Annotated in this window: 23 protein-coding genes and 1 tRNA gene; 16 read left to right on the top strand and 8 right to left on the bottom strand. The window is 71.4% G+C overall.

Annotated elements, in window-relative coordinates:
• Window positions 1-39: 39 nt before the first annotated feature.
• From AYO52_RS09270 to AYO52_RS18275, 3 genes are read right to left on the bottom strand one after another with little or no spacing between them, the layout of a single operon-like run.
• The gene (locus AYO52_RS09270; RefSeq protein WP_067716258.1) at window positions 40-921 is read right to left on the bottom strand and encodes an MBL fold metallo-hydrolase; all 882 of its coding nucleotides are present in this window, start codon (window positions 919-921) and stop codon (window positions 40-42) included.
• 5 nt (window positions 922-926) lie between these two features.
• Window positions 927-1403 carry a RidA family protein gene (locus tag AYO52_RS09265; protein ID WP_067716255.1) on the bottom strand — a complete coding sequence of 159 codons (477 nt, stop codon included), beginning with the start codon at window positions 1401-1403 and terminating at the stop codon, window positions 927-929.
• Complete coding sequence (locus tag AYO52_RS18275) at window positions 1403-1573, bottom strand: hypothetical protein (protein WP_156523578.1); 171 nt, start codon at window positions 1571-1573, stop codon at window positions 1403-1405. The genes AYO52_RS09265 and AYO52_RS18275 overlap by 1 nt, the downstream gene beginning before the upstream one ends.
• A 66-nt stretch (window positions 1574-1639) precedes the next feature.
• On the opposite strand from AYO52_RS18275, the gene AYO52_RS09260 reads away from it, so the two are divergent.
• Both AYO52_RS09260 and AYO52_RS09255 read left to right on the top strand, forming a co-directional pair.
• Complete coding sequence (locus tag AYO52_RS09260; RefSeq protein WP_082923908.1) at window positions 1640-2695, top strand: ArsA-related P-loop ATPase; 1056 nt, start codon at window positions 1640-1642, stop codon at window positions 2693-2695.
• A gap of 1 nt (window position 2696) precedes the next feature.
• Entirely contained in the window at window positions 2697-3806 is a 1110-nt protein-coding gene (locus AYO52_RS09255; protein ID WP_067716252.1) for an ArsA-related P-loop ATPase, read from the top strand.
• A 106-nt stretch (window positions 3807-3912) separates the two neighbouring features.
• Here AYO52_RS09255 and AYO52_RS09250 read toward each other — a convergent pair whose 3' ends face one another.
• A complete protein-coding gene (locus tag AYO52_RS09250) occupies window positions 3913-4290 on the bottom strand; it encodes a WhiB family transcriptional regulator (protein WP_082923905.1) in 378 nt (125 codons plus the stop codon).
• 263 nt (window positions 4291-4553) lie between these two features.
• Here AYO52_RS09250 and AYO52_RS09245 point away from each other — a divergent pair, with 263 nt between their 5' ends.
• The 4 genes from AYO52_RS09245 (at window position 4554) to AYO52_RS09230 (ending at window position 10327) form a co-directional block, all read left to right on the top strand.
• Window positions 4554-6935, top strand: coding sequence for a transglycosylase domain-containing protein (locus AYO52_RS09245; protein WP_067716250.1), 2382 nt, complete (start codon window positions 4554-4556; stop codon window positions 6933-6935).
• 28 nt (window positions 6936-6963) lie between these two features.
• Window positions 6964-7947: a metallophosphoesterase gene (locus AYO52_RS09240; RefSeq protein ID WP_067716247.1), complete on the top strand. Its 984-nt coding sequence runs from the start codon at window positions 6964-6966 to the stop codon at window positions 7945-7947.
• 52 nt (window positions 7948-7999) lie between these two features.
• Window positions 8000-8073 (top strand) — tRNA-Pro (locus tag AYO52_RS09235).
• 160 nt (window positions 8074-8233) lie between these two features.
• Window positions 8234-10327: an acyl-CoA dehydrogenase gene (locus AYO52_RS09230; protein ID WP_067716244.1), complete on the top strand. Its 2094-nt coding sequence runs from the start codon at window positions 8234-8236 to the stop codon at window positions 10325-10327.
• Between the two features lie 111 nt (window positions 10328-10438).
• Here the strand turns inward: AYO52_RS09230 and AYO52_RS09225 are convergent, their stop codons facing one another.
• Window positions 10439-11896 (bottom strand): hypothetical protein, encoded by a 1458-nt coding sequence (locus AYO52_RS09225; RefSeq protein WP_067716241.1) that lies wholly within the window; start codon window positions 11894-11896, stop codon window positions 10439-10441.
• A 137-nt stretch (window positions 11897-12033) separates the two neighbouring features.
• Between AYO52_RS09225 and mbhE the strand changes: the two genes are divergently transcribed.
• From mbhE to AYO52_RS09180, 9 genes are all read left to right on the top strand, one after another.
• Window positions 12034-15108 carry a hydrogen gas-evolving membrane-bound hydrogenase subunit E gene (mbhE, locus tag AYO52_RS09220; RefSeq protein WP_067716239.1) on the top strand — a complete coding sequence of 1025 codons (3075 nt, stop codon included), beginning with the start codon at window positions 12034-12036 and terminating at the stop codon, window positions 15106-15108.
• A complete protein-coding gene (locus AYO52_RS09215) occupies window positions 15105-15437 on the top strand; it encodes a sodium:proton antiporter (protein WP_067716236.1) in 333 nt (110 codons plus the stop codon). Before mbhE ends, AYO52_RS09215 begins: the two co-directional genes overlap by 4 nt.
• Window positions 15434-17029, top strand: coding sequence for a proton-conducting transporter membrane subunit (locus AYO52_RS09210; RefSeq protein WP_067716234.1), 1596 nt, complete (start codon window positions 15434-15436; stop codon window positions 17027-17029). Before AYO52_RS09215 ends, AYO52_RS09210 begins: the two co-directional genes overlap by 4 nt.
• Window positions 17026-17358: a Na+/H+ antiporter subunit E gene (locus AYO52_RS09205; RefSeq protein ID WP_067716231.1), complete on the top strand. Its 333-nt coding sequence runs from the start codon at window positions 17026-17028 to the stop codon at window positions 17356-17358. The genes AYO52_RS09210 and AYO52_RS09205 overlap by 4 nt, the downstream gene beginning before the upstream one ends.
• The gene (locus tag AYO52_RS09200) at window positions 17355-17627 is read left to right on the top strand and encodes a monovalent cation/H+ antiporter complex subunit F (protein ID WP_067716228.1); all 273 of its coding nucleotides are present in this window, start codon (window positions 17355-17357) and stop codon (window positions 17625-17627) included. The genes AYO52_RS09205 and AYO52_RS09200 overlap by 4 nt, the downstream gene beginning before the upstream one ends.
• Before the next feature lie 5 nt (window positions 17628-17632).
• Window positions 17633-17989: a monovalent cation/H(+) antiporter subunit G gene (locus AYO52_RS09195; RefSeq protein WP_067716225.1), complete on the top strand. Its 357-nt coding sequence runs from the start codon at window positions 17633-17635 to the stop codon at window positions 17987-17989.
• A complete protein-coding gene (mgtE, locus tag AYO52_RS09190; protein ID WP_067716223.1) occupies window positions 17986-19371 on the top strand; it encodes a magnesium transporter in 1386 nt (461 codons plus the stop codon). Before AYO52_RS09195 ends, mgtE begins: the two co-directional genes overlap by 4 nt.
• A gap of 171 nt (window positions 19372-19542) precedes the next feature.
• Complete coding sequence (locus AYO52_RS09185) at window positions 19543-20670, top strand: TIGR03857 family LLM class F420-dependent oxidoreductase (RefSeq protein WP_067716220.1); 1128 nt, start codon at window positions 19543-19545, stop codon at window positions 20668-20670.
• A complete protein-coding gene (locus tag AYO52_RS09180; RefSeq protein ID WP_067716218.1) occupies window positions 20663-21724 on the top strand; it encodes a phosphotransferase family protein in 1062 nt (353 codons plus the stop codon). The genes AYO52_RS09185 and AYO52_RS09180 overlap by 8 nt, the downstream gene beginning before the upstream one ends.
• A 118-nt stretch (window positions 21725-21842) precedes the next feature.
• Here the strand turns inward: AYO52_RS09180 and AYO52_RS09175 are convergent, their stop codons facing one another.
• Together AYO52_RS09175 and AYO52_RS09170 are read right to left on the bottom strand one after the other, a co-directional pair.
• A complete protein-coding gene (locus AYO52_RS09175; protein WP_082923904.1) occupies window positions 21843-23369 on the bottom strand; it encodes a catalase in 1527 nt (508 codons plus the stop codon).
• A 69-nt stretch (window positions 23370-23438) separates the two neighbouring features.
• On the bottom strand, window positions 23439-23879 hold the full coding sequence (locus AYO52_RS09170) for a Fur family transcriptional regulator (RefSeq protein WP_067716276.1): 441 nt from the start codon (window positions 23877-23879) through the stop codon (window positions 23439-23441).
• A 211-nt stretch (window positions 23880-24090) separates the two neighbouring features.
• Here AYO52_RS09170 and AYO52_RS09165 point away from each other — a divergent pair, with 211 nt between their 5' ends.
• Window positions 24091-24945 carry a universal stress protein gene (locus tag AYO52_RS09165; protein WP_067716215.1) on the top strand — a complete coding sequence of 285 codons (855 nt, stop codon included), beginning with the start codon at window positions 24091-24093 and terminating at the stop codon, window positions 24943-24945.
• Between the two features lie 360 nt (window positions 24946-25305).
• Here the strand turns inward: AYO52_RS09165 and AYO52_RS09160 are convergent, their stop codons facing one another.
• Window positions 25306-26964 (bottom strand): hypothetical protein, encoded by a 1659-nt coding sequence (locus tag AYO52_RS09160; protein WP_253702033.1) that lies wholly within the window; start codon window positions 26962-26964, stop codon window positions 25306-25308.
• Window positions 26965-26971 lie beyond the last annotated feature (7 nt).

The raw sequence follows: 26971 nt of genomic DNA, 5'->3' as shown, positions 1-26971 counted from the left end.
GCGGGGCGGGCGGGTCGGGCGGGTCAGGTCGCGGGCGGGTCAGGCGTCGGCGGCGCCACCCGTGCCCTCCGTGCCCCCTGTATCCAGGCGGTCGAGGTAGCGCAGCGCGACCTTGGTGGACTGCTCGGCCACCTTGAGCAGGAACGGCGTCACGTCGCGGTAGATGTGCTGCGTGATCGCCTCGGCCGAGGCGTCGCGCCCCAACTCGGCCCGGGCGGCGATGATCTGGTCGAGTCGATCGCGCCGGTGCCGACCGAGTACCTGGGCCGCGCGGCCGGTGTTCTCCACGTCGGGCCCGTGCCCCGGGATGCCGATCACCCCGTCGGCCCGCGCCGCGAGGAGATCCATGCTGCCGAGGTAGTCGCCGAGATCGCCGTCGGTCGAGTCCAGCACCGTCGAATCCCGGCCGAGGATCGTGTCCCCGAGGACCACGCAGTCCGGCCGAGCCGTGAACCCGGTGCCCGCGGCCCGCACCTCGAGACTGATCGAGTCGGCCGTGTGCCCCGGGGTGCCCAGTACGATGATGTCCAGGCCGGCGGCGTGGATCACCTCGTCGTCGTCACCGCCCGTCACCAACGGCGCGGCGTCCCGGCAGAACCGTTCCTCCACGGCCCTGACGGGGGCGGAGGTGAATCCGCGCAGGTGATCGATGCCGTCGGTGTGGTCGCCGTGACGATGGGTGACGACGACGAGCTCGATCTCCCCCACGATGGCCGCGATCCGCTCGGCGTGCGCGAGGTCGTCGGGCCCGGGGTCCACCACCACGCAGGTGTGCGACCCCGGGGCCCGCAGGATGACGGTGTTGGTCCCCTCGAAGGTCATCTCGGAGGGGTTGTCGCAGAGGATGACCCCGGACAGCTCCGTGACGGGCCGGAGGGTCTCGTACGCCGGGAAGCTGATCGGGGCCAGGCCTGCGGACATCGCGTCTATCCCTCGACCTCGACCACGAGCTCGACCTCGACGGGCGCGTTCAGTGGCAGCTCGGACACGCCGACCGCCGACCGGGCGTGGACGCCGGCGTCGCCGAAGATCTCACCGAGCACGTCGGAGGCGCCGTTGAGGACACCCGGCTGCCCGCTGAAGCCGGGCGCGGAGGCGACGAACCCGACCACCTTGACGACCTTCACCACCGAATCGATGCCGACGAGCCCGTCGACGGCCGCCAGCGCGTTGAGTGCGCAGGTGCGGGCCAGGTCGGCGGCCTGCTCGGCGGTGACCTCGGCCCCCACCTTGCCCGTGGCCGCCAGGGCGCCGTCGACCATGGGCAGCTGCCCGGAGGTGTAGACGAACGCGCCGGTGCGCACCGCCGGGACGTAGTTGGCGACCGGCGGGACGACCGTCGGCAGCTCCAGACCCAGCTGCTCCAGCTTGCGGGTCCAGTAGCCGGTCTCGGTCTCGGGCATCAGAGCCGTCGCTTCATGTAGGCGACGTGCTGCTCACCCGTGGGGCCGGGCAGCACGGAGACCAGCTCCCAACCGTCGCCTCCCCACTGGTCGAGGATCTGCTTGGTGGCGTGCGTCAGCAGCGGGACCGTGACGTACTCGAACCGGGCTGCTCCAGTGGATTCGCTCATGTGACCCACTCTAGGTAAGTCACGAGCGCCCCGCGCGCGGTGGTGTGAGCGCTTAGTGTGGAACGCATGCCGTCCACGATGAGTCCAGGTACGCGGTCGACCCGGTCGACCATCGCCGACGAACTGTCCACCGGGTGGTCCGACAGCTCCGCGCGGGCCGAGTTGCACTACGTCTCGGGGAAGGGCGGGACCGGCAAGACGACCGTCGCCACCTCCCTGGCGCTCGCGCTGGCCTCCACCGGTAAGCGGGTGTTGCTGGTGGAGGTGGAGGAACGTCAGGGCATCGCCCGGATCTTCGACCGCGCCCCGCTGCCGTACCGCGAGGAACTCGTGGCCAGGGTCGACGGCGGCGGCAAGGTGTTCGCGCTCGCGATCGACATCGAGGCCGCGATGCTCGACTACCTCGACACCTTCTACCGCCTCGGGGTGGTGGGCAAGGTGATGAAGTCGGTCGGCGCGATCGAGTTCGCGACCACCATCGCACCCGGGCTCAAGGACGTCCTGCTCACCGGCAAGATCTATGAGGTCGTCGCGCGCGAGCACGCCAAGCGCGAGGTCGTCTACGACGCCGTGGTGGTCGACGCCCCGCCCACGGGCCGGATCGGCAAGTTCCTCGACGTCACCACCGCGATGGCCGACCTCGCCGGCGGGGGCGGCCCCATCCGACGCCAGGCGGAGGCAGTCTCGGAGCTCGTCCACTCGACCCGCACGGTCGTGCACCTGGTGACGTTGCTGGAATCGTTGCCGGTGCAGGAGACCATCGAGGCGATCGCCGAGCTCGAGAGCCACGGCCTGCGGATGGGCCAGGTCATCATCAACCGCGCCGAGACCCGGCACCTCGACGACGACGCGCTCCGGCGGATCGCCGAGGAGGACATCGACGCCGAGGCCGTCGCGGACGGCCTCGACGCGACCGGCGTGGAGGTCGACGACGAGGGACTGCAGGGCCTGCTGGTGCAGGCGATCGAGCACGCCCGCGTGGCCCGCGGCCAACTCCGCGCCGGCGAGACGCTCACCTCCGCCGCCTGCCCCACCCTCGTGCTGCCGGCGCTGCCCAACGGGGTGGAGGTCGCGGACCTCTACGACCTCGCCTCCGCCCTCGTCGACCAGGGAGTCCACTGACATGACACGCCGCCTCGACATCACCGCCATGCTCACCGACCCCGCCACCCGGGTGGTGGTGTGCACCGGCGCCGGCGGCGTGGGCAAGACGACCACCGCCGCGGCGGTCGCCCTGCGGGCCGCCGAACTCGGCCGCGACACGGTCGTGTTGACCATCGACCCGGCCCGTCGCCTCGCGCAGGCCCTCGGCATCGACGAGTTGTCCAACGAACCGTCCCCCGTGGATCTCGGGCAGGAGAAATCCGCCGCCGGCGGGTCACTGCACGCGATGATGCTGGACATGCGCCGTACGTTCGACGAACTGGTGGTGGCCAACACCACGGAGGCCAAGGCCCGGGACATCCTGGACAACCGCTTCTACAAGACGATGGTCACCTCCTTCGCGGGGACCCAGGAGTACATGGCCATGGAGAAGTTGGGGCAACTCCTCGACGACTCCGCGTGGGACCTCGTCGTCGTCGACACCCCTCCGTCGCGCAACGCACTGGACTTCCTCGACGCACCGCGCCGCCTCGGCGCGTTCCTCGACAGTCGGCTCATGCGGTTGCTCTCCACGCCCGGCCGCGGGGTCGGACGCCTGGTGACCGGCGCGATGAGCACCGCGATGCGCGGCGTGTCCACGGTGGTGGGGTCCTCGATGCTCAAGGACGCCTCCGAGATGGTGGTGGCGCTGGACTCCACGTTCGGCGGGTTCTCCACCCGCGCGTCCCGGACCCAGGCGATCCTGCGCCGCAAGGGCACGGAGTTCCTGGTGGTCTCCTCCGCGGAGCGGCCCGCCCTGCGCGAGGCCGCGTTCTTCGCCGAGCGCCTGTCCGAGGAGAAGATGCCGCTGGCGGGGGTCGTGGTCAACCGCACCCATCCGCGACTGACCGACCTGAGCGCCGAACAGGCCTGCGCGGCCGCCGACCGCCTGGCCGGGGAGAACCCGGAGGCCGAGGCGGTGCTGCGCATCCACGCCGACCGGGCGGGCACCGCCAAGCAGGAGGTCCGACTGCTCGAGTCGTTCACCGACACCCACCCGGACGTGCGGATCGTCGGCGTGCCCTCACTGCCGTTCGAGATCTCCAACCTGGAGGCACTGCGGTCGGTGGGCGACCAACTCTGCGGCTGACGGATACGAGCGCGGCCCGCGGCGGGTGCCGCGGGCCGCGCTCGAGGTGTCCGGGCCTCGACTCGCCAGGACTCGGTGGACCTCAGGACTCGGTAGACCTCTGGACTCAGTAGACCGCGGTGTGCCGCTCGATCTGCTGCGCGAAGAAGTCTGCCCAGGAACGGACCTCGGGGTGCTGCTTGAGCAGGGCGCGGCGCTGACGCTCGGTCATACCGCCCCAGACACCGAACTCGACGCGGTTGTCGAGAGCGTCGGCGCGGCACTGCAGCAGGACGGGGCAGTGCCGACAGATGGAGGCGGCCTTGCGCTGCGCCGCGCCGCGGACGAACAGCTCGTCCGGATCGATGTCCTTGCACCGGGCCTGGGCCACCCATTCCTGGCGGCCCTCCCCGATGATGATCTCCTCGGAGCCGAGGGGGTTGCCGGCACCGGGGCGGACCCCGTGGTCGGAGGTGCGGGTGGTCCCGGGGAGGGTGGCCGTCATCGAAATACCCCTTGCGTGAGTGGAGTCGTGGACGGGTTGACCGCGCACGTCTCCGGCCTTCTGAGCCCGCCCGGCGCGGCGGGCTCACTGTGTCCGTGGGCGGTCGCACCTGGGATTCGTGTATCGCGATCCTATTCCGATCCGTCCCGCGTTCCCCCATATTGTTACCGCAGTCACACAACAGAAGTAAAGAGTCGACACATGATCGCCGCGCGACGGGTGGTCCCGGAGGGGTGGTCACGTACCCTGTGCGTGTGTCGGCTATGAGTTCGCTGGGAAAGCTGGTCGCGACGTGTGTCGCCGCCGGGGTGGTCACGGCGGGGTCCCTGTTCCCGATCGCGGGGGCAGCGGGGCTGGCCTCCAACAAGATGGCCGACACGTTGGCCGGGACGTCCGCGGACCTCATCAAGGGTGACCTGCCGTCGATCTCCACGGTGACCGACTCGGCCGGCGCCCCCATCGCGTGGCTGTACGACCAGCAGCGCGTGCCGGTGCCCAGCGAGGAGATCTCGCAGCAGATGAAGCTGGCGATCATCGCCATCGAGGACCGCCGGTTCGCGGACCACAACGGCGTCGACTGGCGAGGCACCGTCCGCGCGGCCCTGACCAACGCCACCTCCGGCGAGGTCGAGCAGGGCGCGTCGACGATCGACCAGCAGCTGGTCAAGAACTACCAGTTCCTCGTCTCCGCCGAGAACGACGCGGAGCGTCGCGCCGCGGTCGAGACCACGCCCGCGCGCAAGATCAAAGAGATCCGGATGGCGCTCACCCTCGACGGGGAGTTGAGCAAGGACGAGATCCTCACCAAGTACCTCAACCTGATCTCGTTCGGCAACGGTACGTTCGGCGTCCAGACCGCGGCACAGACCTACTTCGGCGTCGACGCCCGCGACCTCAGCGTCTCCCAGGCGGCGATGCTGGCGGGCATGGTGCAGTCCACCAGTCGGTTCGACCCGTACACCAACCCCGAGGGCACCACGCAGCGCCGCAACACCGTCATCGACACGATGGTGCAGACCGGCGCCATCACCCCCGCGGAGGGCGAGGACTACGCGGCCGAACCGCTGGGCGTGCTCGAGCGACCGAACCCGCTGCCCCGGGGATGCATCACCGCCGGTGACAGCGGATTCTTCTGCGACTACGTCCTCCAGTACCTCGAGGAGAACGGCCTGAGTCGGGACATGGTGGAGCAGGGCGGGTACACGATCCGCACCACCCTTGACGAGACCGTGCAGTCGAACGTCCAGCGCTCGGTCGACACGTACGGCAACCCGACCGCCCAGGGCGTGGCCGAGGTCATGAGCGTCGTCCGGCCCGGCAAGGACGCCCACAAGGTCGTCGCGATGGCCTCCAGCCGCCAGTACGGACTCGAACTGGGCGACAGCCAGACCGTGCAACCGCAGCCGTTCTCGCTGGTCGGTGACGGCGGTGGCTCGGTCTTCAAGGTCTTCACCGTCGCCGCCGCCATGGAGAAGGGCATGGGCACCAACACGAGCCTCCCGGTGCCGCGTCGCGTCCAGGTCTCCGGACTCGGCGCCGGTGGCGCCGCCGGGTGCCCGCCCGCTCAGTACTGCGTGGAGAACGCCGGCTCGTACCCCTCTTCCTTGTCCGTGACCGACGCCCTCGCGCAGTCGCCCAACACGACGTTCGTGAATCTCATCAAGGACGTGGGCGTCTCGCCCACCGTCGACATGGCGGTCCGCCTCGGCATGCGTTCCTACGACCGCAAGGGCACCGCGCCCGGAGGCGACTCGATCAGCGAGTTCGTCAAGAAGAACAACCTCGGCTCGTTCACCCTCGGGCCCACCGCCGTCAACGCGCTGGAACTGTCCAACGTCGGCGCCACCATCGCCTCCGGCGGCGTCTGGTGTCCCCCCAGTCCCATCGAGTCGATCACCGACCGCACCGGCGCACCCGTCGAGCTGAACGAGCCGGAGTGCGAGCAGGTCGTCGAGGAAGGGCTCGCCGACACCCTCGCCGTCGCCATGTCCAAGGACCACGTGGGCGCCGGCACGGCGGCCGGCGCCGCATCGGGCGCCGGGTGGAGCCTGCCGATGTCCGGCAAGACGGGCACATCCGAGGCCAACCGGTCCTCCGCCTTCCTGGGCTTCACCAACAACTACGCGGCGGCCGTCTACGCGTTCAACGACGGCACCACCACCACCGAGCTGTGTACCAGCCCCCTGCGCCAGTGCTCGTACGGCAACCTCTTCGGTGGCCTCGAGCCGGCACAGACCTGGTTCTCGGCCTTCTCCCCGATCGCCGACATCTACGGCCCGCTCCGACTGCCCGCACCCGATCCCGCCTACCAGGCCGGGACCAGCGGGGCCGCCGCCCCGGACGTCGCGGGCATGAGCCAGTCCGCCGCGACGTCGCTACTCACCAACGCCGGGTTCGTCGTCAACACGCAGTTCGTCTCCGGCACCGGCCGCCCGTACGGCACCGTCATCGGCGTCGACGGCAGCACCGGCATCCCCGGGTCCCAGCTCACCCTCCGCGTCTCCGACGGATCGGGCGGCGGCGGGGGCGGGGGCACCGGCGCGCAGGGGCAGGGCGCCTCCGGCCCGGGGGCGCCGGTCGGGGACGAACCCATCGTGCTCAACGTGCCGGGCCTGGCCCCCATCACCATCTCGCCGCCGCGGTGACCCCGCCCGGCGTCGGTAGTCTGGACTGATGTCACGCCCTTCACGCAAGACCCGGGTTTCGACGACCTCCCCCGCCCGCGCGGCGGCCGTCCTCGCCGGGGCGGTCGTGGCGGGAACCGTGTACGCCACGGGCTGGGAGCGCAACGCCTTCACGCTGCGCCGCCACTCCCTGCCGCTGCTCGCGCCCGGCTCGCGGCCCCTGACGATCCTCCACGTCTCGGACCTGCACATGATGCCCGGCCAGAAGCGCAAGCAGCAGTTCGTCAACTCGCTGGCGGAGTTGGAGCCCGACCTGGTCGTCAACACCGGTGACAACCTCTCCGACGCCCGGGCGGTGCCCTCCGTGGTCCAGGCCCTCGGGCCACTGCTCGACCGGCCCGGGGCGTTCGTGTTCGGCTCCAACGACTACTACGCCCCGGTCCCCAAGAGCCCGCTGCCGTACATCGGGATAGGCCGCCAGAAGCACTCGGCCGTCCCGTTGCCGTGGCGGGATCTCAGGGCCGCCTTCAACGAGCGGGGCTGGGTCGACGCCACCCACCAGCGCGCCGAGATCGCGGTCGACGGCCGTAGCGTGCTCGTCGCCGGTGTCGACGACCCCCACATCGGACGGGACCACTACAACGAGATCGCCGGACCCGCCGGGCCCGCCTTCGACCTGCGGATCGGGTTGCTGCACTCCCCGGAGCCACGCGTGCTGGACCGGTTCGACGCCGACGGGTACGACCTCGCGCTCGCGGGGCACACCCACGGTGGTCAACTCTGCCTCCCCACCGGCGCGATCGTCACCAACTGCGGCATCGACCGCTCGCGGGCCCAGGGTCTGTCCGCGTGGGGCCGGAACCTGGTGCTGCACGTCTCCGCCGGCCTGGGCACCTCCCCGTACGTGCCGGTTCGGACGTTCTGCCGCCCGGAGGCGACCCTGCTGGAACTGGTCGCCGCCCCCGGTGGTGGCGGCGAGGGATCCGAGGTCCCGGTGACCCCGCAACGGGTGAAGGTGCCCCTGCCGGCCTGACCCGGTTTCGCGATTCCGGCGGCGGGGCGCTAGAGTATCCCTCGTTGTCGACCGGGGTGTGGCGCAGCTTGGTAGCGCGCTTCGTTCGGGACGAAGAGGCCGTGGGTTCAAATCCCGCCACCCCGACAATGCGAGGGCCCGGATCACGTCGGTGATCCGGGCCCTCGGTCTTTTCGTGCCCTCGGCCAGTTCGTGCCGTGCCCTCGGGTTCCCCCTGCCGTGGTGCCGCCGACGTGGGGCCGCTCTTCCGGTGCACAGCGGCGCGGACTCTCCGTAGAGTCGTGTCATGACCTCCGAGACCGACGTCCAGAACGCCGCCGCCGCAGGGGACAGTGCACCCGGGACCGGCCCGGCCGTGCACCCGAACTACGGCCGCATCACCACCACCGGGGCGGGGGACGCGGTCCTCGCGGCCTCGCTGCAGAAGGTCCTCGACGGGACCTGGGCCGATGCCCGCGAGTTCACGCGCGAGGCCATGACCCCGGACATGCTCAACCCGATCGGGCTGGGCATGGAGGAGCATCGCGACCATGTACTGGCGCAGCTCCAGCGCCTGGCCGACTCCGGGATGCCCAAGCTGGGGTTCCGCGAGGAGGACGGTGGGACCGGTGACACCGGCGGGGCGTTGACGTCCTTCGAGATGCTCGGCCACCTCGACCTGTCCCTCATGGTCAAGGCCGGCGTCCAGTGGGGCCTGTTCGGCGGCGCGATCGCCAACCTCGGCGACTCCGAGACCCGTAAGAAGTACCTGCCGGACGTCATGTCCCTGGACCTGCTCGGCTGCTTCGCCATGACCGAGGTCGGCGGCGGCTCGGACGTGCAGAACCTGGAGACGACGGCGACGTTCGATCGTGAGACCGGCGAGTTCGTCGTCAACACCCCCACGCCCAGTGCGGAGAAGGCCTACATCGGCAACGCCGCCCGCGACGGCCGGATGGCCGCCGTGTTCGCCCAGCTGATCACGACCGCGGACGACGGCGGGGAACTCCGCCACGGTGTCCACTGCCTGCTCGTGCCGATCCGCGACGAGGCCGGTAACGACCTGCCGGGGGTGCGCACCTCCGACCACGGCCCCAAGGGCGGCCTCGCGGGCGTGGACAACGGCAAGATCTGGTTCGACGACGTGCGGGTCCCGCGGGAGGCGCTGCTCGACCGCTTCGGCGCCGTCGACGCCGACGGGGAGTACTCCTCCCCCATCGATTCGGTGGGCGCCCGATTCTTCACCATGCTCGGCACGCTCATCCGCGGTCGGGTGTCGGTGGGAGCGGCGGCGGGCGCGTCCGCGCGCACCGCGCTGGCGCTGGCCGTGCGGTACTCGCTGGTCCGCCGGCAGTTCGACCACCCGGAGACCGGCAAGGGCATCCCGCTGCTGGAGTACCGCGAGCACCAGCGTCGGCTCATGCCACGGGTCGCCCGCGCGTACGCGTTCGCGTGCGCCCAGAACGCCATCATCCTCGAACTGGACGAGTTCGAGAAGAACCCGGAGGCCTTCGACGAGGTCCGTCGCCGCGAGATGGAGACCCACGCCGCGGGCATCAAGGCCTCGGTCACCGCGTTCGCCAACGACACGATCATCGAGGCCCGCCTGGCCTGCGGCGGCGCCGGCTACATGGCGGAGAACCTGCTCACAGAGATGCGCAAGGACTGCGACGTCTTCTCGACCTTCGAGGGCGACAACGTGGTGCTCACCCAGTTGGTGGGCAAGGAGCTCCTGAGCTCCTACGCCGCGGACTTCGGCGACATGGACCAGCGCGAGACCGTCGCGTTCGCGCTGAGCACGGCCGTCGACGTGGTGCAGGAGAAGGCCCGCGCCTCCACCCTGTGGCAGAAGCTCGTCGACGCCGTGACGGACCGCGAGCACACCGACCTGCTCGATCGCGGCAACCAGCTCCAGCTCCTCGTCGACCGCGAGGAGCACCTTCTGGAGACGGTCGCGCGACGGCTGCGCAAGGCGCAGGGCCAGGACGGTTCGGCGGCGTTCAAGGTCTTCAACTCGGCGCAGGATCATCTCCTGCAGGCCGGTCGCGCCCACATGGACAGCTGGGTGTTCGCCCGCTTCGCCGAGGCCGTGGAGGCCTGCGAGGACCCGGAGGCCAGGGAGGTCCTCGGGATGTTGTGCGACCTGTACGTGCTCGACATCGTGGACGGCGACAAGGGCTGGTTCCTCGAGCACAACCGCCTGACGACCGAGCGGACGAAGGCGGCCACCGCGGCCCGCAACCGTCTCTGCACCAAGTTGGCCGGCCGGGCGCGCACGCTGGTCGACGCCTTCGCGATCCCCGAGTTCGTCTTCAGCGTCCCCATGCTCACCGACGGCGGCGTGGACGCGATCACCGACGAGCCCTCCGACGAACACGAGGTCGTCGGCCTGGCCGACTGACCTCGCGCGACCCCTGCATCCCGAAGAGCGTTCCGCACACGTTTCCCGAGAGGGAGGCGTGCGGAACGCTCTTCTCGTCGGCGCGGGAGCGGGTCCGCCTCGGCGCGACGTCTACCGGCGGGCGCGGGGCCGCCCGGCGACGATCACCGCCAGAAGCGAGAACACCGCGACCGCCAGCAGGACCGCCGCGCCGGTCCAGGCGACGGAGGCGGGCCCGGACAGGAGCACGGCGTCGAGCGCCGCGGTGGCCTGCCCGGTCGTGGTCGCCGAGGTGACGGTGACGATCGCCGAGGGCGCACCGCCGGCGACCCACACCCACCACGCCGCGCCGGCCGACGCGGCGGCGAGGATCACCGCCGTGATCCGACCGGGCCACGGGCCGAGCACCGCGACGAGTGCGCGCCACAGGGCGGAGGAGGCGACGACGACGAGGGCGACGAGAGCCACGGCGGCAGTAGCCCCGCCCGCGGTGGGGCCGTCGGCGGTGGCCAGCGCCCACGCGGACAGGCCCGCGGTGAGCAGGGTCAGCGCGAGAACCGACTCCGCGATCGACGAGCCGGGCCGGCGGACGAGCTGGACGAGCAGTGCTCCGAGCATCGCTGCGGCGGCCACGCCGAGGATTCCGGCGGAGGTGCGGCGCTCGGAGTCGTCGGCGGCCGCGGCGGCCTCCAGCCCGGCGTCGCCCTGCTCGACGGCCAGGGCCCGCCCGGTCTTGCTGATGGACTCCTGGGTGCGGCCGGCGGAGTCGGCGACGCTGGCCGCACCGTCGCGGAGCGTGTCGGCTCCCGTGGCGAGCTCGCCCGCGCCGCCGGCGAGTTCGCGGGCGCCACGGGTGGCGGAGTAGACGCCGTCGCGCAGCTCGGCGCCCGGGGCGGAGAGTTGGCGGGCGAGTTCCGCCGCGCCGGAGTCGAGCTGGTCGAGGTTGCTCAGCGTGTTCTGGTCGAGGCCCTGGGTGGCCAGCTGGTCACGGAGCCCGGTCAGGGCGTTGCGCGCCTGGACGACCTCGGGGGCGTCGCCCTGCAGCCGCGACAGGGCGTCCTCGATCGCGGTGGAGACCTGCCCCTGGATCACGGCGACCCCGCGGACCGCACCCACGACCTGACGGACGCCGCCCGCGACCTCCTCGGCCCCGGATCCGGCCTGCCCCATCCCCGCCTGCAACTGCTCCATGCCCGTGGCCAGCTCCGCGGAGCCGTCGCGCAGCTGCCCGGCACCGTCGGCGAGTTCGGCCGTCCCGGAGCGCAACTGCTCTGCTCCGGCGACCGTGAACGACGAGTTGGCCGACGCCTCCGACAGCGCCGAACGCAGCGGCCCGCCGGCGCCGGGGGCGGCGTCCTCCTGCTGGGGGGTCGGCCCGACCACCGCCCACAGTGCGGCCAGGACGAGGGGCAGGACGATCAGCGCCAGGCCCAGCAGCCGCCGCGCGGGTCCCCCGCGGGCGGCGCCGACCTCGTGGCCCGGGGCGTCCGGCGCGTCCGGGGGGTCTGATCGAGGGGAGGTGCCGGGGTCGGTGACGGGCAGGATGTCGGTGTGCGGCGAGGTCTCAGAGGGGGCGTCCGAGGAGGTCATGGCCGGATCGTAGCCCCCTGGAACCGGTGTTCCCGCAGGTCACTCGGCATGCCCCCGCATCGGTGTCCGTGGCTGTTGATAAACTTCCGTGGAAACCTTCGCACCCCTCGCCACCCGCTGCCGCGCAGGAAGGAGCCATGAGCCCCGTCCTCGCGATCGCTGCTGCAGGTCTGGCCACCCTGCTCGCATGGCCGCTCACACGGTGGTTGGGCCGGGGCGCGGGATGGCCGCTCGCGGCGCTCTACCTACTGGGGGCGTCCGCGCTCCTGTGGCCGCTCTCGCTGGCCCTGTCGGGGAGGCCCACCGAGGTCGTACGCATCCCCTGGGTGCCCGCCCGCGACTGGACCCTGGACCTGTTCGCGGACCCCACGGGCCTGCTCTTCGCGATGCTCGCGTTGGTGATCGGCGCGATCGTGTTGATCTATTCGTCGTCGTATCTCTCCGGCGGCGGTGACCACGGGCACGGGCGTCGGCACGCCCGCGGGCGGCGCCCACAGCACTACGGCTTCTACCAGCTCATGACCCTGTTCACGGTATCCATGCTGGGGCTCGTCCTCACGGACTCGATGGTGCTGCTCTACGTGTGCTGGGAGCTCACGTCCCTGGCGTCGTTCGCGTTGATCGCCAACTCGGGCCGCCCCGCCTACGCCGCCGCGCTGCGCACCCTCACGGTGACCGTCGTCGGTGGCCTCGTGCTGCTGGGCGCGCTCGTGGCCATGTGGTTGCGCACCGACACCACCTCCATCTCGGAGGCCCTCGCGCACGACGTGTGGTCCACCGACCCCGGCTTCACCGCAGCGATCGCGGTCGCCGTGGCGGTGGCCGCGTTCACCAAGTCCGCCCAGTTCCCGTTCCACTTCTGGCTGCCGGACGCGATGGCGGCGGCGACCCCGGTGAGCGCGTACCTGCACGCCGCGGCCGTGGTCAAGGCCGGGATCTTCCTGTTCATGCGGTTCTCCCCGGCCTTCCACGACGTGCCGGTGTGGAACGCACTGCTCGTGTCCGTGGGCATGGGAACCGCCGTGATGGCGGCCGTGTTCGCCCTGCAGAAGACCGACCTCAAGCAGCTCATGGCCTATTCCACCGTGAGCCAGCTGGGGTGGATCACCGCGGCGATCGGCGTGGGGACGCAGGAGGCGCTCGCCGCCGCCGCACTGCACACCGTCGCCCACGCCCTGTTCAAGTCCGGGCTGTTCATGCTGGTCGGCGTGGTCGACCACGAGGCGGGGGCCCGCGACATCCGCGACCTCGGCCCGCTGTGGCGCCGCATGCCGTGGACGTTCGGCGCCACCGTGCTCGGCGCGGGCGCCATGGCCGCCGTGCCGCCCACCCTGGGCTTCGTGTCCAAGGAGTCCATGCTCATCGCGTTCGGCGACGTCGCCGGCGGGAACACGGTGGCGGTGACCGCCCTGCTGACCGCCGCCGTGATCGGGGCGATCCTCACCTTCCTCTACTGCGCCCGGATCGTGCTGGGCGGCTTCCTCGGCGTCTACCGCGACCCGGCCCGGACGGCGGCCGACCCGGACGAGGTCCACGAGGCACCGGTCCGGCTCTGGCTGCCCGCGGCCCTGCCCGCCGCGATCGGGTTGCCGCTGGCGCTCGTGGTCTGGGTCTTCGACGTGCCGATGTCCGCGGTCGCCGAGGCCGCGGCCGGTTCGTTCGGCTGGCCCCCGAACGAACCGGGCACCGCCGTCGTCTATGGCACCGCTCCCGCCGGGACGATCGACGACCTGACCTACGAGGCCCACTTCGTCCTGTGGCACGGGCTGACCCTCGAGGTCGGGCTCACCGCCCTGATCCTCGTCGTCGGTGCCCTGCTGGCCTGGAAGCGCACGCCGATCGACCGCGCACTCGACCGGGCGCTGCTGCCCTTCACGGGCGCCTCCGTCCTCGAGGGCCTGACGTCGGCGGCCACGCGCGCCGGCCGCGCGCTGGTCCGTCCCACCGCGTCGGACTCCCCCGCTCGGCACGCCGGCGCCCTGCTGGCGGTCCTGAGCGTCTACGCGGTCGGGATCGGCGGCTGGGCACTGGCGACGGGCAGTGAGATCCCCCCGCGCGTCGGCGGGCTCGAGAACGCGATCGACGTCGTGTTGCTCCTCGTGGTCGCGGTGGGCGTGCTGGGGCTGTGCGTCACGCGCTCGCGCCTGTCGGCCGCGGTGCTGCTGTCGGCCGTCGGGATCGCCGTGACCATCCAGATCTTCGGCCTCGGCGCGCCCGACGTCGGACTGACCCAGCTGCTGGTCGAGGCGCTCACGATCATCATGTTCGTGCTCGTCCTGAGGCGGTTGCCCCGCGACTTCATCACCGCCTCCCGCCCGAGGAACACCGCCGCCATCGTGCTGGCCGTCCTCACCGGCATCACAACCACCATCGGTGTGCTGGTCTTCACCGGGCGCCGGGAACGCTCCCCGATCGGCGTGTACCTGCTGGAGAACAGCCCCGAGATCACCGGCGGGAGCAACATCGTCAACACGATCCTCGTGGAGTTCCGCGCTCTCGACACCTTCGGCGAGGTGGCCGTGCTCGGCGTGGCCGGCATCGCGATCCTCGGCGTCCTCGGCTCGGTCCGGGCCACCGCCCAGACCATGGATCCCGAGTCCGTCCGCGAGACCCTGCCCGGTTCCGCGAAGAGCACCGGCACGGCCGCGGAGGCGTTGGAGGACGCCGCCCGCAACACCGTGCCGTTGAAGCTGCTCGCACGGGGCGTGACGCCGGTCCTCGCCGTGGTCTCCGTGATGCTGCTGTGGCGTGGCCACAACGAGCCCGGCGGCGGTTTCATCGCCGCCCTGGTCGCGGCGTGCGCATTCGCGCTGGTCTACCTGGCCCGCGAGTCGGATCGCCCCGTGAGCCGACGCTCCACCCCGGTCGCGCTCATCGGCGGGGGGCTGGTGGTCGCCGGACTCACCGGGATCGGCGGCTACGCGCTCGGGCAGTTCCTCCAGCCCGCTAACGGGTACTTCCTGGGCCAGCGCCTCTCCAGTGCCCTCATCTTCGACCTCGGGGTCTACGCCGGCGTCCTCGGACTGGTCATGACCGCGTTCAACACGCTCGGCGCGGGCCGCGCCCCCGCAGAGGTCGTCTCCGGCCCCGACGCGCCGGACACCGGCCGCCGGAAGTCAGGCCCGCGGAAAACCAGTGGTGGGGCCGGTACCGGCGTAACCGGGGGCACCCCGGGGACTCGTCGCGGAACCGACGAGGAGGTCGCCCGGTGACCATCGCGATCATGATCGGCGTCCTCACCGCGGGCGGCGTCTACCTGATGATGCAGCGCGGCATGGTCCGTGTCGTGTTCGGTCTCGCGCTCATCAGCCACGCGGTCAACCTCACGTTGCTCAGCGCTGGCGTGGCGGCCTGGCGGGCCGAGCCACTCGCCGACGTCAACGCAGTCGACGTGTCCGCCGACCCGCTCCCCCAGGCGTTCGTCCTCACCGCGATCGTCATCACGCTCGCGGTGACCGTGTTCATGCTCTCGCTCGCGGTGGTGAGCCGCGACGACGACACCCACAACGTCCCGCCCACCGGTGAGGAGTACGCGTCGTGACCGCCCTGCTCCTGCCCCTGCTGGCAGCCATTCCCGTGATGGCGGCCGCCGTGACGGCGATCCTGCCGTCCCGGCAGGCCGGCCGTCTCGTGGCGCTGGCGGTCCCGGCGGCTACCGCGGTCGCCGGGGTCGTGCTCCTCGTACTGCACCGGTCCGAACCGGTGATCGCCGCCTCGGTGGGCGGCTTCGTGCCGGGCGTCGCGATCCCCTTCGTCTCCGACTCGTTCGCCGCGCTCATGCTGGTCACCACCGGTGTGGTGGCGTTGATGTCCCTGGTGTTCTGTGACCAGACCGGGGAGTTCGGCCGGAGCCGCTACTTCGCCCCGCTGGCCCTGCTGCTGCTCGCCGGCGCCAACGGCGCCCTGCTCACCGGCGACCTGTTCAACCTCTTCGTCTTCGTCGAGGTCATGCTGCTGCCCTCGTACGCCCTCATCGCCATGACCGGTACGTGGCGCCGCCTCGGCGTGGGCCGGTTGTTCGTCGTGATCAACCTCCTCACCTCCACGCTGCTGCTCGCGGGCGTCGGCTTCGTGTACGGCACCGCCGGGAGCGTCAACCTCGCCGTGCTCGCGGGAGCGGCACAGGAGGACGGCCGGGTCGCCGCCGCCCTGGGCGTGGTGCTCATGGCCCTGTGCATCAAGGCCGGCGCCGTACCCGTCCACGGGTGGCTGCCCCGCGCCTACCCCGGCACCTCCGCCGGGGTCATGGCGCTGTTCTCCGCGCTGCACACCAAGGTGGCTCTCTACGCGGTCATCCGGATCTGGGCCACCGCCTTCGACCTCGATCCGGCATGGGGCCGCGTCCTGTTGGTCGTGGCGCTGGTGACCGCGCTGTGGGGTGCCGTCGCCTCGGCGTCCCCCGTCGGTGCCCGCGAGATCCTCGCCTGGCAGATGGTCTCCGGGGTCGGCGTCATCCTCGCCGCGCTGGCGGTCGCGCAGGCTCCCGGCGGCGCGATCGTCTACATGATCCACCACATGGTCACCATCGGGGCGCTCGTGATGCTGATCGGTGCCGCCGAGCACGTCTACCGCAGCGGGCAGCTGGGCGGGCTGTCGGGCCTCTGGTACCGCGAACGTCCGCTGGGGGTGCTGCTGGTGCTCGCCATCGCGGCCCTCGTCGGACTGCCGCCCACCTCGGGGCTGACCGGCAAACTCGAGGTCGTGACCGCCGCCCTGGGGACGGGTGGCGCATGGGGAGTCGCCACCGTCGTCGTCGTCCTGGTCTCCTCCCTCATCGGGCTCGTGGCCATGCTCCGGTTGTGGCGCGGCATCATGTGGGGCGGACCCGCGCCCCGTCCCGGCGATGACGACGGTGACAGCGACGAGCGCCAGCGGGAGGTCAACGAGCACGGCGACGACGGTGACGATGATGACGACGACAACGTTCGCCCGTCTCCGCGCGTGCCGGCGCGTCTGCTCGTGCCCGGGGGCGTACTCGCGGCCCTGTCGGTGGCCATCTTCCTGGGGTACGGGGCGATGGCCCCGGAGGTGGACCGGGCGGTGGCCGGCCTCGTCGACACCGACGCGTACGTCTCGGCCGTGCTCGACGGCCCCGATGCGATGACGGACTCGACGATCGGGGGACGCTCGTGATCCGCCGGGTACTCCGCGCCCCGGTCGTCCTGGGATGGTTGTTGTGGAACGTCGTGCTGTCGTCGGTGGCCCTGGCCAAGGAGGCCGTCACACCCGGTCCGATCGGCACCCCGGTGCTGGTGCGCTATCCCATGCGCTGCCGCACCGACGTGGAGATCACGGCCCTGGCCTGGGCGATCACCGTCACGCCGGGGACACTGGTGACGGTCATCGGTGACGACGAGATGTGGGTCCACGTCGTGCTCGGCGGGCCCCGTCAGGAGATGATCGAGTTGCTCGGTCAGACCGAGGACCGGGTGCTGTCCGTTCTGCGAGGTGAAGACGAATGAGCCCGCTGTTGACGGTGCTGCTGGCCGTGTCGACCGTGATCGTCGTCGCGAGCATGGTGGTGGCGGCGGTCCGCGCGGTACGTGGACCGGGCGACGCCAACCGTGCCGTCATGGCCGATCTGAGTTACTTCTGCGCGGTGGCACTGTTCGTGTTGTTCGTGATCCGTCAGGGATCTGCGGTGGCCCTGGACGTGGTAATGCTCGGATCGCTCATCGGTGTGCTCTCGACCGTCGCCCTCGCGCGGTTGCTCTCCCGAGGACAGCGGTGACGGGGATGGAGGGCTCGATGATCGCGGACCTGGTGATCGGTGTACTGGCGCTTCTCGGGTCGCTGTGCTTCCTGGTGGCCGCGGTGACCATGTCCCGGGCCGGCGACGCGCTGACCCGGATCAACATCCTTTCCGTGGCGACCGGCCTGGGGATGATGCTGTTCATCTTCTCGGCCTACGGGCACGAGCTGAGATCCGGGTTCTCCTGGGCGCAGCTGCTCATGGCGCTGGTGGCCCTGGGAGCGACGGTGGTGGTGACGACGGTCGCCTCCATGACGCTGGCCCGCGCCGCCTACCGGGCGGACGGCAGACTCGATCCGCTAACGGCCTACGACGACATCGCCGAGGAGACCGGGACATGACCGGGCCGGGTGACGCGCGCGACGGCCGGGACCAGACCCTGCGTGATCCGGCCGACGCCGCCCGACGGATCGACTCACTGATCGCCAGTGGTGACCTGCGCACGGCCTCCGACATGGTCGAGGAGATGCCGCCCTGGCTGATCGTCGACGTCCTCGAGCGCAGCGGCGCCAAGGACCGGGCCGTGCTGTTCCGGTTGCTGTCCAAGGGCACCGCGCTGGTGGTCTTCGAGGCCCTCGACCCGCCGCTGCAGTCCGAGCTGATCCGCGCGCTGCACACGGACCGCGTCAGCCAGATCTTCACCGACCTCGACCCCGACGACCGGGCCGGGCTGATCGACGAACTCCCGGCGCGCGTCGCCACCCGGCTCATGCGGGAACTCGACCACGACGAGCAGGCCCTCACCGCAGCGGTGCTCGACTACCCGGTCGGCTCGGTCGGTCGGCGGATGAGCCCGGAGTTCATCTCCACCCACCCCGACGTCACCGCCGGCGAGACCCTCGACCGTGTGCGCCAGCGGATCGACGAGGCCGAGACGATCTACGCCATCCCGGTGACCGACGACCAGCGTCGCCTGGTGGGGATCGTGGGCCTGCGCGCGATCATGCGCGCCGAGCCGGGGACACCGGTCCGCGACCTGATGAACGACGCGATCACCGCGCGGGCACGCGAGTCCGCCGAGACCGCCGCGCGAAGGTCAGCGGAGGAGCGCCTCATCGTGATGCCGGTCGTCGACGACGAGGGCCGGCTGGTCGGGATCCTCACGTTCGACGACGCCCTGCGGGTCCTCGAGGACGCCGAGACCGAGGACACCGCGCGCGCCGGTGGTGCGGAACCGCTGCGCGCGCCCTACCTGGCGACCCCGGTGCGATCGCTGGTGCGGTCGCGTGTGGTGTGGCTGCTGGTCCTCGCCCTCGGCGCCGCGCTCACCGTCCAGGTGCTCGAGGTGTTCGAGGGGACGATCGAGCAGGTGGTGGCACTGTCACTGTTCGTGCCGCTCATCATCGGCACCGGCGGCAACACCGGAAACCAGGCGGCCACCACGGTGACCCGCGCGCTCGCGCTGGGGGACGTGCGTCCCCGGGATGGGCTGCGCGTACTGGCCCAGGAGGTGCGGACGGGGTTCACGCTGGGTCTGGTCCTCGGCGGGGTCGGGGCGCTGGCCGCGGGACTGATCTACGGCACCGATCTGGGACTCGTGATCGGGTTGACGCTGCTCATATTGTGCACCGTCGCGGCGACCGTGGGCGGGCTGATGCCGCTGCTCGCGCAGGCCGTCCGCGCCGACCCGGCCGTGTTCTCCAACCCGTTCATCACGACGTTCGTCGACGCCACCGGGCTGATCGTCTACTTCCTCATCGCGCGGGCGGTCCTGGGCCTGTAGGCCGAACTCCCCGGTGCGCTGCGGTGCGCTGCGGTGCGACGCTCGACCCGCGACACCGTAGGGCGACCGTGCCGACGGAGCGCGGGAACCGCCGCTGCCGGACACCACGTGGCGCTAGGGTGACACATGTCACATCCGGTTCGTCCGGAGTCCCTCGCCCCGAAGGTGCCCATGGCCGACGACGCCGCCCGACCGCCTGCCGCTCCCCCCGCCCTCATGCCCGAGCTCGCCTGCTACGGGCTGGCCGGACACAGCGCCTCTCCGGCGGATCTCATCGCCGAAGCCGCGCGGGCCGAGGAGCTGGGCCTGGGATCCATCCTGCTGTCCGAGAGGTTCGCGCTCAAGGACGCCGCGGTGATGGCGGGCGCGGCGGTAGCGGCGACCTCCCGGATCGGAGTGGGCACCGCCGCGACCAACCACAACACCCGCCACCCGCTGGTGACCGCGACCATGGCGACGACCCTGCACCGGATGTCCGGCGGGCGCTACGCCTTCGGACTGGGCCGGGGCATCTCCCTGCTCTTCGACATCATGGGCCTGCCGCACGTGACGTCGGCGCAGCTCGAGGACGCGATCGGTATCTACCGCACGCTGTGGGGCGGCGGGGCGGTGGTCGGTCACGACGGCCCGGCCGGCAGCTACCCGTACCTGATGCAGGACGCGTCGTTCGACGAGGACATCCCGGTGCTGATGATGGCGATGGGCGACAACCAGCTGCGGCTGGCCGGGCGGATCGCCGACGGCGTCGTGCTCCACACCTTCATGTCGGATGCGGCGGTGCAGCGCTGCGTCCGCCTGGTCCGGGAGTCCGCGGAGCAGGCCGGCCGCGACCCCGCGGGCGTGCGGATCTGGTCGGTGATGGCGACCATCGAGGACTCGCTCGACGAGACGGCCCGGTTGCGCAAGCTCGTCGGGCGATTGGCCACCTACCTCACCGGCTACGGCGATGTCCTGGTGCGGGTGAACGGGTGGGACCGGGCGGAGCTCGAGGCGTTCCGCGCGGACGAGCGACTGTCCTCCCATTCCGGCGCGCTCGACGCCACCGACGATCTCGACCTTCTGCGCCATGCCCGCGAGGTCCTGCCCGAGGCGTGGCTCGCCACGGCCGCCGTCGGCAGCGCCGCGCAGTGCGCCGACCGGATCGAGGGCCAGCTCGCGCTCGGCGCCGACTCGGTGGTCCTGCACGGTGCCACTCCCGACGAGCTCGCCCCGGTGCTCACCGAGTGGCGCGGGCGCCGGGACCCCGACCGCTTCGCCCACCTCGAGCCCAATCCCGGAAGGATCTCCCGTCATGACTAGTGTCGCGTCGAACCCGCAGGTGGTCTGTACGCCGGAGGAGGTCACCGCGCCGTGGCTGTCGCAGGCCCTGGGCACCGAGGTCCGGTCGGCGCGGACGGAGCTGGTCGGCACCGGTCAGATCGGATGCGGCCTGCTCGCCCACGTCGACGGCGACGGGCTCCCGCCGACGCTGTTCGTGAAATTGCCGAACCCCGACGAGGGCATGCGGCCGCTGTTGCACGGCGTGTACCGGACCGAGGTGCTGTTCTATCGTGACCTCGCGCCGACCGTGGCCGTGCGGGTCCCGCGGGTCCGGTTCGCCGCACTCGGCGAGCGGGAGGGCGAGTTCACGCTCATCCTCGACGACGTCACCCCGCTCGTCCAGGGCGACCAGCTCGCCGGGCTGACGATCGACCAGGCCCGCGACTGCGCCGTCAACCTCGCAGGACTCCACGGACCGCGCTGGTGCGACCCCACGCTCCGGAGCATCGAGGGCCTCGCGGCGCCGACGGTCGAGGACAACGTCACTCTCCAGGAGCTCGGCGGGCCGGCGCTGGAGGCGTTCCTCTCCGAACTCGGGGGAAGACTCGACGACGACGAGCGCCGCATCATGGCGGAGATCGCCCCGCTGATCGCCCGGTGGGCCAACGGGCGGGCCGAGCGGTTCGCGCTCCTGCACGCCGACTACCGGGCCGACAACATGCTGGTGGACCCGGCCGGGAACCGTCCCTCGCTGGCCTGCGACTGGCAGACGCTCGCGGTGGGCCTGCCCGGGCGTGACCTGGGCGGGTTCCTCGGTTCGAGCCTCACCGTGGACGACCGGCGGGCAGCCGAGCGCGACATCGTGGCGGACTACCACCGGGCCCTGCTGGATCACGGTGTCACCGACTATTCCGCCGACGCCTGTTGGGACGACTACGTCTACGGCCTGCTGCAGACGCCGGTGCTGGGGATCTTCGGCTGGATGTACGGCACCCGGACGGATCGGGGTGACGAGATGTTCGCCCTGCTGATGCGGCGGGCGTGCCGCGCCATCGCGGATCACGACGCGCTGGCGGTGGCCCGGGCCGGTTGACCGACGACGACACAACGAAATCCGCTACCCCGCCCCCGGATTCGCTAGTCCAATCGGAGTAGCGAATCCGTAGGGGGAGTAGCGGATGTCGGCCTGCTACTGGCCGGCTACCGGGGTGTCACTCCTGCAGCGTGTGGTTGCCGCGGGGGCTCGCCTCGACGCCTGCCTTGACGGCCTCGCAGAGGCCCTGGTCGACGGCGGCCCAGTAGGCATAGACGCGGTCGAGCAGCTCGGTCTCCGACGGGTCGATCGCCGAGACGTGACCGGCGATGTTGGCCGCCAGCCGCTCGCGGGCGGCGTCGTCGAGGACCTCGCGGTACAGGATTGAGGCCTGGACCGAGTCGGTGTCCTCGGCGTGCGGGCTCACGTCGCCGCGGTGGATGTCCGAGCCCTTGGTGTCCCAGGCGCCGATGTCGAACGCCTTGGACGCGTCGGCGGTCGGACCACCCAGCGAGTTGGGGTGGTACTCGGCCTGCGCGGGGTGCGGGTACTCGTACTGCATGGCGCCCTCCTTGGAGTAGGAGTTCACCGGAGACAGCGGACGGTTGACCGGCACCTGCTGGTAGTTGGCGCCGATGCGGTAGCGCTGGATGTCCGGGTAGGCGAAGACGCGGCCGAGCAGCATCTTGTCGGGCGAGAAGCCGATGCCCTTGACGATGTTGGTCGGCGCGAACGCGGCCTGCTCGATCTGCGCGTGGTGGTTCTGCGGGTTGCGGTTCAGCGTCATGGTGCCGACCTTGCGCAGCGGGTAGTCCTTCTGCGACCACGTCTTGGTGAGGTCGAAGGGGTTGTACTTGTACCCGTCCGCCTCGTCGACCGGCATGACCTGGACGTGAAGGTCCCAGGACGGGAAGTCACCGTTCTTGATGGACTCGAACAGGTCCTGACGGTGGTAGTCGGCGTTCTCGCCGGCCAACTTGTCGGCCTCGGCCTGCGTGAGGAAGTCGATGCCCTGGTTGGTCTTGAAGTGGAACTTGACCCAGTGGCGGACGCCGGCGGCGTTGATGAACTGGTAGGTGTGCGAGCCGAACCCGTCCATGTGGCGCCAGGTCTTGGGGATGCCGCGGTCGCCCATGAGCCAGGTCACCTGGTGGGTGGACTCGGGGCTCAGGGTCCAGAAGTCCCACTGCATGGCGTGGTTGCGCAGGCCGGAGGCGTTCTTGCGGCGCTGCGAGTGGATGAAGTCCGGGAACTTCATCGCATCGCGGATGAAGAAGATCGGCGTGTTGTTGCCGACCATGTCGTAGTTGCCCTCTTCGGTGTAGAACTTCAGGGCGAAGCCACGCGGGTCGCGCCAGGTGTCCGGGCTGCCCTTCTCACCGGCGACGGTGGAGAAGCGGGCGAGCATCGGGGTCTTGACGCCCTTCTGGAACAGGCCGGCGCAGGTGATGTCCGAGATGTCCTCGGTGGTCTCGAACTCGCCGAACGCGCCCGAGCCCTTGGCGTGGGGCAGGCGCTCCGGGACGTTCTCCCGGTTGAAGTGGGCGAGCTTCTCGATGAGGTGGAAGTCGTGGATCGGCTGCGGACCCTGCGGGCCGACCTGGGCGCTGAACTCGTCGTGCGGGACGGGCTGGCCACTGTCGGTGGTGGTGTGGGAGTTCGGCTGAAAGTCGCGCACGCCGCGGTCTGCGGGATGAATGGTCACGTCAGTTGCTCCTCGAGATGGGGTGTGGAGTAGAAGGTGCGGAGTAGTGGTGTGGTCCAGGCCTCAGTATCAGACAAGCGAGGCCTGCCCTGCCTGGCATTCGGGGCAAGTTCCCCAGTAGTTGACCTCTGCTTCATCGATCTCGAAGCCGTGGTCCCGGTCGGCGGTGAGGCAGGGGGCGTGTCCGACCGCGCATTCGACGTCCTCGATGCGCCCACACTTCCGGCACACGAGGTGGTGGTGGTTGTCCCCCGTCCGACGCTCGTACAGCGCCGGGGAGCCGGCGGGTTCGATGCGGCGCATGAGGCCGACGTCGGTGCACACGCGCAGCGCGTCGTAGACGGTCTGCGTGGACACCGCGCCCAGCCGTTCCCTGACGAGAGTCGCGACGTCCTCCGCCGCGATGTGGGGACGACCGGCGACGACGGCGAGGACCGCCAGCCGCGGCGAAGTGACCCTCAGCCCGGCATCGCGGAGCACTGCCCCCTGGTCCTCGGTTGCTGTCGTCATGGGCATCACCCTAGCCCACTTTCTGGAACAGGTCCAGAAAACGAGGGGCTCTGTTCTAGGAATCCCATCGGCCGACCCGGCACGCGTCCGGGGTCCGCGGAGCACGGGCGACCGTCAACGGGCTGCGACTAGGCTGGACCCGGACCCCGGATCGCCGTCACCGCACCGCGGCGGCCCTGACCGCGTGCCCCCGAACCTGCAGGAGGAACCCATGTCGGAGACCACCACCGGACCGGTCGTGTGCGGGTACGACGGTTCGCGTGACGCCCGCAGAGCCGTGGCCTGGGCGGCCGCCTGGGCCCGCGACCACGGCACGTCACTCGAGGTGATCTCCGCCGACCGGGCGGTGGGCCGCGTCGTGGCGTTCGACGAGACCGCCCGCGCGAACGTCGAGGGCGCGATGCGCGACCAGCTCGCCGACCTCACCGCCGACGTGCCGACCACCCACCGGGTGATCGCGGACAGTCCCGTCAGCGCGCTGGTCGGGGTCGGCCGCGACGCCTCGGCGATCGTCGTGGGCAGCCGCGGCCTCACCGCGCGCGAGGACTTCGCGATGGGGTCGACCTCCGCCGGCGTCGTCGAGCACGCGACCTGCCCGGTCCTCGTCATCACCCCGCGGACGCCCGAGAGCCCCACCGGGGGCCCGGTCGTCCTGGCCGCCGACGGTTCGGCGGCGAGTGACCCCGCCGTGGCGTTCGCGTTCGCCGAGGCCGAGCGCCGGGGTGTCACCCTGCGCGCCGTGCACTCGGTGGAGGTGCCCAGATTGCCGGGCACGTCACTGTTCGACCTCGATCAGCTGGCCGAGAGCGTGCTCGCCGAGGACGAGAAGGACATCCTCGACTCCCTCGCCCCGCACGAGGCCCGCCACCCGGAGGTCAGCGTCGAGCTCATCCTCGTCGTCGGCGAGCCCGCCGTCACGGTCGCTGACGAGGCCACGGGGGCGTCACTGCTGGTCACCGGCTCGCGTGGCCACGGCGGATTCGCCGGATTGCTGCTCGGGTCGGTCAGCCGCCGCCTGCTCCAGACAGCGCCGTGCGCGGTCGCGGTCGTCCGCCCCGCCGACTGACCCCCGCCGCCTGACCCACCCACCGCCTGATTCGCGCGCCTGACCCACGCACCGGCTGACCCCACCCACCACCTGACCCACGCACCGCCTGACCCGCGCGCCTGACCCGCGCACCGCCTGCCCCCACCCGCCGACAAGAGGATTTCGCGTGTATCGCCCGAGAGCGGCCGCGCGTTTTCCTCTTGTCGGCGGCAGGGTCGGCTTGTCGGCGGCAGGGTCGGCTTGTCGGCGGCAGGGTCGGCTTGTCGGCGGCAGGGTCGGCTTGTCGGCGGGTGCGCGGGTGCGCGGGTGCGCGGGTGGGCGGGAATACAGTTCGGGGCGGGTGGGCGGGCGTGCGTTGCAGCGGTCGCGCGATCGGCGTCAGGCGGGGCCGATGCGGAGCATGCGCGTGAGGGTGGGTTGCCACATCACGCCGGGCGCGTCGCCGCGGGAGGCGATGGTGCCGGTGAGCTCCATCGGTTCGTCCAGCGGGGCGTGGCCGAGGAAGCTGCGGGCCACCTCGCGGCCGGTCTCCACATCGGTCGAGGTCACGTCGACGGGCCCGAACTTCTGCGCCAGACCCTGATCGAGCGCCGAGGCGAGCCCCGGGTCGGTCGCGGAGCCGGGCGCGGACAACACTCGGGGCGGGCCGTAGGCCAGCGCGTGGATCTGCCCGTCGCCGGTGGTGAGCTTCGGCAGCGACGCCGTCCGGGACAGCGAGGTCCACGCGCGCGAGCACGCGTCGTCTCCGGCGCCGACGCCGACGCCGTCCGGTCCCCCGGCCCCGTCGGATCGCACGTCGATTCGGGTCATCCCGCCCGTGTACGGCGCCGACGGGGGCACCGCGGGACCGTCGACGGCGAACGGCGGGTATTCGAACCCGTACGTGTTGACCAGCACCAGCGCGTTTCCGGTCGCGATGATCGAGTTCTCGGTGGCCGAGGGCCCGTCGATGAGGACCCCGTCGGTGGCGGCCGAGTCGGGCCGCAAGGTCGTGGCGAACGCGGGCATCCGGCACAGCTGCGACCCGTCGTCGCGGCGCAGGACGATCAGCTCGGGGTGCTCGGCGTCGTCGGTGATAGCCACGAGCGAGTCGCCGGGCCCGAAGTAGGTGGGCGTGGTCCCCGACCCGTGGGCGAGCAGGCCCGGTTTCCGCGCCTGCCCCACCTCGTAGCCGCGCCGCCAGCGCACGCTCGGCGTCCCGTCCTCGGAGCTGTCGATCTCGTAGAGGGCGCGGGTGGTGATCACCGATGCGCCGCCGGGCCGGACCGTCAGCCCGTTGGAGATCTTCTCCCCTGCCGGCAGGGCGAGACTGCGGAGCTCGTCGTCGTCGCCCCCGGGCCGCACGGTCCCCACCACCCCGCCGGAGGTGGCGAACCACACCCGCCCGTCGAAGGCGGGCATGAGGCCGGTGACCGCGTCACCGGCCGGGACGGACCGGGAGAGATCGGCCAGGACGTCGACCGTCATGCGCCACGGGCCGGCGTCCGTGCGCTCGTGCCCGACGGCCAACAGCCTGCGGTTGCCGTCCGCGACCACCACCCGGTCCTGCTCGTCGAGGTATCCGTAGACCCCGCCGAGCAGCGCCCCCTTGGCCAACTGCACCTCCGCCAGGACTGCCGCGGTGTCGGGGTGGAACAACTTGACCGTCGGCGCGAGCGGGGTGGGCGGGGCGAGTCCGACGTACGAGGTGCACAGGGCGACCGGGAGGCCGTCGGTGCCGACGAAGACGGTCGAGCAGGTGGCTCCGGTGAGTGCTGACGCGACTGCCGGGTTCGTGCCGGGACCGCGGCCGGGCAGGGTGTCGGTCGAGGCCGCGTCACCGTGGACGGTGGCCGTGCCCGCGGGACCGAGCCCGGGCGGGGCGGCCGCCTGCGGCGCGGCGACGGCGGGCGCCGACGGTGCTTGCGCGGTGGCAGAGGCGGGCAGCAGGACCGCGCCGGTGCCGAGGCCGACGACCAACGCCGCAGCCGAGACCGCCCGGGCGGCCGAGACCCTCCGGGCAACCCGGACCGTCGTCGCCGGGGGCTTCCGTCTCATCGAGCGC

The organism is Dietzia sp. 111N12-1 (genome assembly GCF_001658045.1).
GTDB lineage: Bacteria > Actinomycetota > Actinomycetes > Mycobacteriales > Mycobacteriaceae > Dietzia > Dietzia kunjamensis.
The sequence above is the reverse complement of the archived record's forward strand: the minus strand, read 5'-3'. Positions and strand labels throughout refer to the sequence as shown.